The sequence below is a fragment of the Pseudomonas oryzihabitans genome (assembly GCF_032027545.1).
GTDB classification, from domain to species: domain Bacteria; phylum Pseudomonadota; class Gammaproteobacteria; order Pseudomonadales; family Pseudomonadaceae; genus Chryseomonas; species Chryseomonas oryzihabitans_F.
The window spans coordinates 78,630-88,260 of sequence record NZ_JAVSJB010000020.1 but is presented as its reverse complement, the minus strand read 5'-3'; the positions used below and the strand labels follow the sequence as shown (position 1 = coordinate 88,260).

Sequence of the window (9,631 nt, the reverse complement as noted above, 5' to 3'; positions counted from 1 at the left end):
TCAGCTTCTTCAGACACCGTCACCAGCGCCAGGCCGTCAACTACAGCGGCAGCCGCTGCCGCGAGCGCCTACCCCCTGCCTTCGGTCCGACTGACCGAGCCAGCATCTGCCATGACCCAGACCTGGGATGCACCCATTGGCAGCACCTTGCGGCAGTCCGTCGAGGCCTGGGCCAAGCGCGCAGGCTGGCAGGTGGTCTGGGAACCCGATGACCTGGACTACCCCATCGAGGCGGCCCTGCACTTCCGCGGCACCTTTGCCGAAGCCGTCGCCCAGGTCTTCCCGCTCTACGACGGTGCTCGCCGCTCCTTCATCGTCGATGGCAACTCCAGCCAGCGCATCGTTCATGTTTCCGAGAGGAAGAAGTCATGACCCGCCCCCTTCGCCTGAGCGCCCTGGCTGCGGCGCTCCTGCTCGCCAGCTGCTCGGTGCAGCGGGTGGACGAATCGGCCCAGCGCGCCGAGAACGACGCCGCCATGGCCAGCCAATATGCAGCCATGCTGCGCAATCAGCAGCAACAGCCCAAGCGCGAGACCGTGGAGTTCAGCGACAAGCCCTGGGTCTCCACGCAACCGGTGGTGGCCAAACGTGGCATGCCCTCGGCCCTGGACTGCGAGCTCAGCTATCGGCCGTCGGCAGCGTCGGCATCACCGAGATCGCCCAGTACATCACCAGCCAGTGCCGTATCGCCGTACTGTTAGCGCCTACGCCGGTAAGGACTTATACACGTGCGGCCAGATGCGCGGGAACAGCATTTTCTCCGACGGCAGGACCTACGTCGGTGAGTACGTTTAGCTGATCGGCCCGGCGACGGAAAACGCGCGCTGCGCCACCAATGACTCGGTCCGCCGGCAGGGCGCAGGTGCCTTGCTTTCCTGCCAGGTGGGTAATGGAAGCGCCAAGCTAGCAAGACGCCCGCCTGCCACGCCACACCATTCCGGGTTACGACCCGAATGACGTAATGAACCTACGCCTGCGCTGTCGGTACCAAGGTGGGCTGGAACACCAGTGGTAGCAGTCAGCGCTGGGCATCCACCCCTAATATCGCCATCAGCCAGAATGATTATGCGACCATCTTTTGCTGTCAGTTCTGAGGTAGCCGCATGTACGACATTCCAACCGTTCTTGCGCTGCGCCTTCTGACCAGCACGGCACGCGTCGAGCAGCAGACAATGGAAACCATGGCACTCGACAAGCCGGGGACTCATCAGGCCCGTGAGCTGTTACATCAGGTGGACGCCTTGCTTGAGGAGATAATCGATCCGGAGCAGCTCGAGACCCTGGTGCAAGAGCAAAAGCGCCTGAGCCGGAAAGTGTGCTAGCTGTGTAAACCCAGTACGTTGTTCACTGGCAACGGAGCCCGACTGATGGGCGGTTTGGAGTTGAGGCTGGAATGCGGCCTGTGCCAATTGTAGTGATGCAGCCACGCGGGTAGGTGCCGGGCTCGCTGCTCGGAGCTGTCGTAGCTGCGTGCATAGGCCCACTCACGCAGGCTCGTCTGGATGAAGCGCTCGGCCTTGCCGTTCGTACGCGGCGTCTAGGGTTTGGTGCGGAGGTGTTTCAGCCCGAGCCGAGCACACAAGCGCCGAAACGAATGAGAGCGGTAGCAGGCACCGTTGTCTGTCATGACTCGCTCAAAGCGGATACCCAGCCCGCGGTAGTAGCGCACCGCCTGCAACAAGGCTCGACAGGCGCTACTGCCGCGCTCGTCCGGGTGCAGGCTGGTGAAGGCCAGCCGGGACGCCTCATCAATGGCCATCTGGACGAACTCCCAGCCGGCGCCATCGCAGCCCTGCTGACGATCCCCCGTCACTCGGTGGCCAGGCCTCCAGAATCGGCCAAGCTTCTTGATATCCAGATGGAGCAGGTCGCCGGCCTGGGGATATTCGTAGCGCACCACCCCAGGGGCGGGCTCCAGCTCGGCCAAACGATGAAAGCCTGCCTGTTTGAGACGACGCGCAACGGTACTGACGGCCACGCCAAGTAGTTGGGCGATCTGTCGATAGGTATGGCGAGATCGGCGTAGCGGGATCAAGTGTGCGACCCGGTCGCTCGAGGTCCCATGCGGGCAGGAATGCGGACGTGATGAACGATCCAGCAGACCGGACTCGCCCTCCTCACGAAAGCGCCTGAGCCACTTGTAGGCCGTACGGACACTGACTCCCGCCGCTTGTGCTGCATCCTCAGCGCGCAGCCCCGTGAGCATGCGTTGTACGAGAAGGGCTCGACCTCGAGGGGTAAGACGGGCATGTTTATGCAGGTTCATCCGGGGCTCCTGGAAGGCTGTGTTGGTCGCGCTTTCAGAATTCCGGGAACGCCCCGGATGAACAACCTACTGAGAGATCACAACTAGGCCATGCCTATGTTGTGGGTCATCATAGTGGCTGAGCAAGCAGCAGCAGAGCAGCGACAACCGTCGTCAGGCCGTAGATGTCTCCGCACTTGCTCATAACCTCCTGATCTACCGCAGCGCGCTGGCCGAGTACGCCTACAACAACCCGGGCTTCTCCGGCGCGCCTGCGGATTCTGCACTGGCCTTGCCAACCTGGTGGGTGCACGCGGCAGGGGTGAGCGACTATTTGCAGGCGGGATCCAGCTACGCCCACTACGTAGCCCCTCCCAATGGCGTGGTCAAGACGCTAGCCGAGCTCACTGAATCCACGGCGGTGGGCTATGCCACGAATGGGCAACTTGTCAGCCCCTCGTCTGGCGCCACTGGAATTACTCTCCCAGCAGCGGTTCCTGCGGGCGCAGCCGTGGCTTACCGCTAGACGATCAGTTCGGCAAGCAGGGCAACGCCGCCGGCCAGAACTACGCCAACGGTCAATGTCAGAGCTATCATCAGGCCACTGGCGGCCGCGGCAACCATGTCGGTCGGATGGTCCTCGGTGTCCATGGTGAATCCGCTTCATCAAAGTATCTCCAGACTCTCGATATCATGGAAATTCCCAGCGGATTACCGGCAGGTGGATCAACGGAATGATTCGCCGGCTGACTGACCAGTCCCGCGGGGTCCAACCACAACGGAAAGGCTAGAGTTTGTAACTGCTTGAAGATCAGTTTCCAGTCGCGATCGTTGGGCCGAGCACAGTACAATTTCATGGCGTCAAGAGTGGACCTTTCGCTATATGCAAGCTCTCCCCCTCCCGCGCACGTCACCGGATGATGATGCCCTGAGGCATCTGCCGCTGATTTCCGTGATCGCGCCCTGCCTCAATGCCGGCCCCTACCTTGAGGAAGGCCTGGCCAGCATCTATGCTCAGGACTACCCGCGCTTCGAAGTCATGGTGGTCGACGATGGATCGACCGACGATAGCGTCCAGCAGCTGCCCGCGCTGCAGGCACGCTGTGGCTTCACGTTGCTCGCCCAGATCAATGCAGGCGTCAGCGCTGCGTTGAATACCGGCCTAGCCCATGCCCAAGGTAAATACGTTGCCACACCGGATCTAGAGGACGTGGTGTTGCCGCAATCCTCACGAATTCGCGCGGCCTACTTGGAAGAACATCCCGAGCACCCCTGTGTAGGCGCCTTGGTCAGTTTCATGGGCAGCGACGGCAATTGGCTGAAGGATCAGCACGCCGCAGGCGTCCAACTGCTGGACTTCGATAAGACCCAGCTTATGCCCTACCGCCCATCCAGGAAGTAGCGTCCGCGATCTCCATCGTCATCCGCTCGGCGAAACTTGAGCTCCTAGAAGCGGTTACCCGCAACATCGAAGCCACGATCGTTGTGTCCTACCAACTGATCGCAATCGACAACCGCCAAGCCAGCCGTGGGCTGTGTGTCGTCTACAACGAAAGCGCTGAGCGGGCTCGGGACGTCATCGTCTGCTTCAACCACGAGGAGTTGAAATTCCTGGAGACAGACTGGAGACTGCGGGTGATCGACCACTCTCAGGAAGACGTCCAGCTGGGTACGAGCGCGTTGCCGGGGCCCGCTTCAAGAGCCGCGGCCCCTAGGGATGGATGGCGGCCGGCAAGGCCGAAACGAACTACATACGCCTGTACCAGCGGCATCGTGATGGCACGGATAATCTATTTCACCATCGCCCTGGAGGTGATGAGCGTATGTGCCAGCCGGTCTGCGCACTCGATGGTGTATGGGTCTGCGCCCGCCGCGAAGTAGTGCTGGAGTTGCCCTTCAACGAGGCGCTGCCCCCGTTCCATTTCTACGACATCGACTTCGCCCTGCGGATGAGCCGGCGATATGAGGTGGCGGTGGTCTACGACGTCGGCCTACGCCACTTCGCGGAGGGCCATTTCGATGCGCGCTGGATCAGGACCGCGATGGACTATCAGGCGCTGCGCAAGGAAGCGATAGCGCGTGTGTGCTGAGCACCGACAATCTCTCAGTGCCGTTGCTAGAGCAACGGGGCGCACCCTTCTGGATGGAGTTCTTGCGCAAGGTAGAAGCGCTATGGCGCCTTCGATGGGAGTGGGTACAGGCCAGCGGCGCGCTGGGCTATTCCAAGCTGTAGTGGCTGGTGGCCAAATGCCTTTTCTATTACTCGCTTAAATTCCGCTGGGCCAGCTAGGCCTTCCTAAGATGCTAGTGCTCGTTGGGGACTGTCCAGCTCGAGTTGTACCTGGTGCGGACATGCCCTAGGAAAGACGTCCTCAGGGATCAAGCTCTGCTGAGATAGGTTGATGACACCACGACCTTCCGCTGCCAGCACACCAGCGGCCAGCCTCATCGCCAGCAGGATCCTCGTCTGCAGGTGCTGATCCAGGCCGCAGGGCGCTGACTGACCAGCTGCAGATTCATAAAAGCGCGGTGCCTGGACGTTGAGATCCACTCCAGCCAGATAGATCTCGTCGAACCCAAGGTGATAGGCCAGTTGCAGGCAGATGTACGCGACTGTCCGCACATCGAAAATGCCGTAGTCCATGTCCTTACTGAAACCGATGTCCCGGGCGCGCTTGCTGAAAGGCGATACCAGCCGTACGGCCAGGCCATGATCGCGGCCGAAGTAGTCGCGAAAGCTTGCCCGATGCGCCTTGCGCAGCGCGTAGGCCTTGCCGGCGCACCGTCTGGAGAGCCGCTGGATGTCCTCAGGCCATAGGGCCAAACGCTGCGAATGTTCGACCGCAGCTTCGTAGAGCGTGGGCTGCTGCTCGTGGAAGCTGCGATCGCTGCAGACGTAGTACATCGGCCGAATGGAGGCCTCGATCAGCTTGCTGACCGCGCCGTTCAGTGTGATGATCGGCAGCTGTTCCCAGCGATAAATGTCGAGTTCGGCGGCCGAAGGGCCGGATGCCAAGATCAAGACAGCGCCCCCGATGGGCATTTTTCAGTGACGAGAAAGCTCTTCCCACGTGGACATTCTCCATAGGCGGGCCAGATAACTTCACCTCGGCCAAGCGCGAATAGGGGTCGAAAAGACGGGCTTGTTGTTATGGAAAACGAGAGGGTTATTGCAAAAGACCAACTCGCAAAGCCGGAAAAAAATTGGTAGCTAGTGTCCACTACAAAATTGATCCATCTCAATGATCCCAAATCAAGCCCTTCGCTCACAATGAGCGTTAGCGAAACAACTATTCTTGGATCTAATCATATCTGGACCAGTTTCAGTTAGCCATGACCTTATGTGCCGCACCTGTCACCGTTCGCCCTGTAGGCCAATCGGCCATTGACAGAGGAATCCAGTGCGTATGTTTTTGTGCGAAAAGCCCAGCCAGGGCAAAGACATTGCCCAGGTGCTCAGCGCCACCGAGCGTACAAACGGCTCCAGGCGCGGTCAGCGACTCGCAGTGACCGAAGGATCTTCAGGATCGAGCCAAATTGGCTGAGCAGGTGAATGACTTTAAACGTGATATGGCAGGCGCGCGCGATGACGCTGATCTTGAGCGCATCAAGCTCATACAGCGCCTCGGATCACGTGGGCTGGCATCCTTCAATCCGAGATTGCATGGGCCTGATAAGCCCAAGTAGCGGCATGTCCAATGCCCGTGTGTCCTATGAAATGGCCTAGGGTCATCAATCAAGCATAGCTCGAACATGGATGAGCTCAATGCCCTCTGACCTTGCGAGTGCTTCAAACGTCAAGCCGGGGTCAGACGGTTTATGGCCTAAAAGTAATTGCTCTGCGAAACAGATTTCTGCATACGCATCACTTCTCGAGAGCCTATCGGCCCTTACAATCAAACAATTGATCTCACCCTTCCTGTAAACAATCTCAAAATTTAGCGTTCCATTCATGGTCGATCATTTCGTGACGCCTATCACATTGCGTTGTTATGGTGAGACTCTTGAACTGAGATTTAAAGTACTGAAATCGCCGCTATAAGACCGTTCGTCGGAATTCACAAATCAGACAATCACCGCCTAGGGCCTGTACAAAAAATATTGGCGTAGACGGCGCAGCATGCAAGAGAGCGTGAGCACCGCAGCATAACTTTTTGCCAGCTTGTCGTAGCGGGTGCCGATCCTGCGACTCACCTTAAGCCAGCCGAACATTCGCTCGATGTTGTTGCGCTACCGGTATTTCGAGCGTTCGAACAGCCTTGGCAGTCCCGGCTTGAGCTTGCGTCTCAGGTTCGTAGCGGGATCACAGACCGCATCCGGTAACGGTCTAGTACTTGCGCAGGCGCTCGGCACCGTAGCCCTTGTCTGGTCAGCAATCAGCGGCAGCGATCGCGGGGACGACCTGGTTTGCCATGGGGATACGAACCCCGACCTAGCTGTGATCTCTTAGTAGGTTGTTCATCCAGGGCGCTCCGGGATGAACAACCTACTGAGAGATCACAGCTAGCACCTGAAGCACAAGGCGTTTCGGTGCGATAATCACCGCCCTCCCCTACTACGCCACCGCCGCTCACTACCGATGCAGTTTTCCTCCAGCCTCCTCGCCCCTCACCCCTCACCAGTTCCAAGCTCGCGCCCGCATCCTGGACGGCTTCAAGCAGCGCGCCCGGCTGCAGGTGCATATGGCGTGTGGGACCGGCAAGACTCGGTTTGCCCAGGGTGTCGCCGCAGCGCTCGATGCTCGCAGCATCGTCATTTTCCTACCCTCGCTCGCCCTGGTCAGCCAGACGATGCAGGCCTGGGTGAGCAACGCCGAGTTGGATCTGGAGCGCGTGCTGTGCGTCTGCAGCGACGAGAGCGTGGCCACGCTCGACGACGAGCATGAGGTGCTCGAGGATCTACCGGTGGCGGTCACTACCTCGCCGGAGGAGATCGCGCTGAAGGTCGGTACCCTGGGTCGAGACCTGATCGTGTTGTGCACCTACGCCAGTGCCCCTACCCTCGCCCAGGGCCTCGCGACGCCGTGGCCATTGCTGAGGAGGAAGGTCCGGCCGGGACCGGGCCCAGTTACTCCATGACCGATGAGACCGTCTTCGGTCCGGTCGCCTACGAGCTCAGCTACTCTGCCGCCGTCGCGGCGGGCATCATTTGCGATTTCCGCGTCATCATCTCCGTGGAAGAGGTGGATGACGAGCAGCTCGGTGAGGCCTTGGGCGATGATGGACGGCGGTATGCGGTGCATGCCCAGGAATTGCTACGCGCAATGACTGACGTTGGCGCCCGCAAAGCCTTCGCCTTCTACTCGCGGATCTCACAGTCGAAGCGTTTCGCGACCGCGCTCCAGGAGGCCGTCGGCGAGGGTGAGTTCTGGGCCCGTCAGATCGACGGCTCTTTCCCATCATGGCAGCGTACCCGGCTGCTTCACCAGTATGGCCGGGCACCTCGTGCGGCGCTGTCTTGTGCACGTTGCCTGGCTGAAGGGGTAGATGTGCAGGATACCGATCTGGTCGCCTTCCTGCACCGGCGGGAAAGCCACGTCGACATCGTCCAGGCGCTCGGCCGCGCCGTGCGCAAGGCGCCGGGCAAGCGCTACGGCTATGTCCTGATACCCCTGCGCCTGAAGCGGAGCTCCGGCGAGTCCTTCATCCAGGCCGTGGCGCGCAGCGACATGTCTACGGTCTGGCGGACCCTGGCGGCGCTCGCCGAGCAGGACGACGCGATGTTCAACGAGGTGCAGCGCGCCGCGGTGGACCAGGGCGAAACCGGACAGCCTGCGTCGCCCGGCTGGTTCAACAACCTGCACGTCATCGCGCCTGCTGGCCGTCCCGACGCCGGCGCCTGGGCCGCCAGTCTGAAGGCTGTGCTATCAACGGAGCTCGTTGGGCGCATCGCCGGCAGCTGGCCGCACTTTTACGGGCTCCTGCGCGGGTTCATGACCGACCGTGGCCATGCCCGCGTCCCGCGCAGCTATCGCACACCGAGCCGGCACACCCTGGGCGCCTGGTGCTCACGCCAGCGCGCGCTCCACCGGCTAGGCCGGCTTGCGCCCAATCGTGCCGAGCAGCTGGAGGCCATCGGCTTCGAGTTCGATCCGGGAGAGCATGCCTGGGAGCGGGGGTACGAAGCCTTGCGCAGCTATCTGGCTGATACGGGATCGCCCTCCCACGCCGTCGACGTCGTCACCTCAGACGGGCTTGCCCTGGGCCACTGGTGCAGCGAGCAGCGCAAGGCCTATCGCCTCGGCCGGCTGGCGCCGCGGAAAAAAACAGCTACTCGATGCCTTGGGCTTCACCCTAAGCCCCTTCGATGACGCCTGGGAAAAGCGGTATCAGGCGCTCGTGGCGTTCAAGGAACAGCGTGGCCACCTGCGCACTGCCCAGCGCCAGGTGCTCGTCGACGGTACCGATCTGGCGGACTGGTGCCGGAACCAGCGCAGCCGTCAGATTGACCTGTCCAGACGAGATCGGCTGGCCGCCCTGGGCTTCGACTTCGACGCCGGAGTATTGGATGCCCGCTGGGACGCCGCCTACGCTGCGCTGAAGCAATACGGTGCACAGCATGGCCATGTGAATGTGCCGCTCGACTTCGTGCTGCCCAATGGGACCGCGCTCTGTACCTGGGTCGGGAATCAGCGCGCGCGCTACTGCGACGGCCAAATGGACGAGCAGCGAATTGAGCTGCTGGACCCAGCTGGCTTTGTGTGGGAGATGTTCGGTGCGGCTTTCGACTAGGGCCTGCAGCACCTTGAGCGCTTCAAGACCCAGCATGGCCACTGCGATGTGCCGACAGCCTACGTGACTGCCGACGGTTACAAACTCGGCAGGTGGTGCTCGAATCAACGCACACGGCTAAAGGACAAACCGGAGGATCCCGATCCCGGCCGGTTGCTGGCTGCGGGGTTTTCCTTCGATCCAGCGGAAGCTGCGTGGCAACAGCACTATGCAGCGCTGCAGAACTACCTGACGGTCAACGGCAGTACCTCGGTACCGGTAAAACACGTGACTGCAGACGGGCTGTGGTTGGGCTCATGGGTGTCCCGGCAGAAAACCATGCTGAAGGCCGGCAAACTCGGTGAAACGAAGCAGGCAGCGCTACGCCAATTGGGCGTTTTCTCGTAGCAGCCTCAGCAGCGAGATGACTCACACCTACCGGCAACCTTTTATGGCTCACGTCTAAGATTAATGCCCGGGAGCTGCCAAAACAGCCCTAGCTACGTTGCGTGCTTAAGCACTTACGTATGTGTGTGCTTACCCGCGCAAGCATCGGCACGTCTGCAAGACTGTAAGAGCGCAGCTACGCGCTATCACCTGTGCAAATCATTTCTTAGCAGGAGCCGTGGCTTCCCCGCAAAATCGAACTTCACGCGCGATCTCAAATTTGCGCAGT

The 9,631-nt window shown here is 60.7% G+C and carries 11 protein-coding genes and 3 pseudogenes; 10 read left to right on the top strand and 4 right to left on the bottom strand.

Annotation, left to right across the window (positions count from 1 at the left end; all coding sequences use genetic code 11):
- From RND78_RS23535 to RND78_RS23525, 3 genes and pseudogenes are all read left to right on the top strand, one after another.
- On the top strand, positions 1-372 hold a 372-nt coding region (locus tag RND78_RS23535; RefSeq protein WP_312732428.1), incomplete at its 5' end, for a toxin co-regulated pilus biosynthesis Q family protein.
- Positions 369-706: pseudogene (locus RND78_RS23530) on the top strand (PilN family type IVB pilus formation outer membrane protein); the annotation flags it as partial. The gene RND78_RS23535 and the pseudogene RND78_RS23530, both read left to right, overlap by 4 nt.
- A gap of 397 nt (positions 707-1,103) precedes the next feature.
- Complete coding sequence (locus RND78_RS23525; RefSeq protein ID WP_312732427.1) at positions 1,104-1,322, top strand: hypothetical protein; 219 nt, start codon at positions 1,104-1,106, stop codon at positions 1,320-1,322.
- Here RND78_RS23525 and RND78_RS23520 read toward each other — a convergent pair.
- Positions 1,319-2,266: pseudogene (locus RND78_RS23520) on the bottom strand (IS481 family transposase). The gene RND78_RS23525 and the pseudogene RND78_RS23520 overlap by 4 nt on opposite strands.
- 118 nt (positions 2,267-2,384) lie before the next feature.
- Between RND78_RS23520 and pilM the strand changes: the two are divergent.
- Complete coding sequence (gene pilM, locus RND78_RS28460) at positions 2,385-2,771, top strand: type IV pilus biogenesis protein PilM (RefSeq protein WP_409457111.1); 387 nt, start codon at positions 2,385-2,387, stop codon at positions 2,769-2,771.
- Here pilM and RND78_RS23515 read toward each other — a convergent pair.
- Entirely contained in the window at positions 2,768-2,896 is a 129-nt protein-coding gene (locus RND78_RS23515) for a hypothetical protein (protein WP_312732426.1), read from the bottom strand. The two genes, pilM and RND78_RS23515, sit on opposite strands and share 4 nt — an antisense overlap.
- 232 nt (positions 2,897-3,128) lie before the next feature.
- Here RND78_RS23515 and RND78_RS23510 point away from each other — a divergent pair, with 232 nt between their 5' ends.
- Together RND78_RS23510 and RND78_RS23505 are read left to right on the top strand one after the other, a co-directional pair.
- The gene (locus RND78_RS23510) at positions 3,129-3,647 is read left to right on the top strand and encodes a glycosyltransferase family A protein (RefSeq protein WP_312732425.1); all 519 of its coding nucleotides are present in this window, start codon (positions 3,129-3,131) and stop codon (positions 3,645-3,647) included.
- Between the two features lie 319 nt (positions 3,648-3,966).
- Complete coding sequence (locus tag RND78_RS23505) at positions 3,967-4,335, top strand: glycosyltransferase (RefSeq protein ID WP_312732424.1); 369 nt, start codon at positions 3,967-3,969, stop codon at positions 4,333-4,335.
- A 206-nt stretch (positions 4,336-4,541) separates the two neighbouring features.
- Here the strand turns inward: RND78_RS23505 and RND78_RS23500 are convergent, their stop codons facing one another.
- Both RND78_RS23500 and RND78_RS23495 read right to left on the bottom strand, forming a co-directional pair.
- Complete coding sequence (locus RND78_RS23500) at positions 4,542-5,267, bottom strand: 6-hydroxymethylpterin diphosphokinase MptE-like protein (protein ID WP_312732423.1); 726 nt, start codon at positions 5,265-5,267, stop codon at positions 4,542-4,544.
- A gap of 1,058 nt (positions 5,268-6,325) precedes the next feature.
- Positions 6,326-6,657, bottom strand: a pseudogene (locus RND78_RS23495) (transposase); the annotation flags it as partial.
- Positions 6,658-6,780: 123 nt separating this feature from the next.
- Between RND78_RS23495 and RND78_RS23490 the strand changes: the two are divergent.
- The 4 genes from RND78_RS23490 to RND78_RS23475 are packed head-to-tail and all read left to right on the top strand — an operon-like array spanning position 6,781 to position 9,363.
- A complete protein-coding gene (locus RND78_RS23490) occupies positions 6,781-7,323 on the top strand; it encodes a DEAD/DEAH box helicase family protein (RefSeq protein WP_312732430.1) in 543 nt (180 codons plus the stop codon).
- Positions 7,320-8,555 carry a helicase associated domain-containing protein gene (locus RND78_RS23485; RefSeq protein ID WP_312732422.1) on the top strand — a complete coding sequence of 412 codons (1,236 nt, stop codon included), beginning with the start codon at positions 7,320-7,322 and terminating at the stop codon, positions 8,553-8,555. Before RND78_RS23490 ends, RND78_RS23485 begins: the two co-directional genes overlap by 4 nt.
- Positions 8,527-8,976, top strand: a complete 450-nt coding sequence (locus tag RND78_RS23480; RefSeq protein ID WP_312732421.1) for a helicase associated domain-containing protein — start codon at positions 8,527-8,529, stop codon at positions 8,974-8,976. Before RND78_RS23485 ends, RND78_RS23480 begins: the two co-directional genes overlap by 29 nt.
- Before the next feature lie 48 nt (positions 8,977-9,024).
- Positions 9,025-9,363, top strand: a complete 339-nt coding sequence (locus tag RND78_RS23475; RefSeq protein ID WP_409457109.1) for a helicase associated domain-containing protein — start codon at positions 9,025-9,027, stop codon at positions 9,361-9,363.
- Positions 9,364-9,631 lie beyond the last annotated feature (268 nt).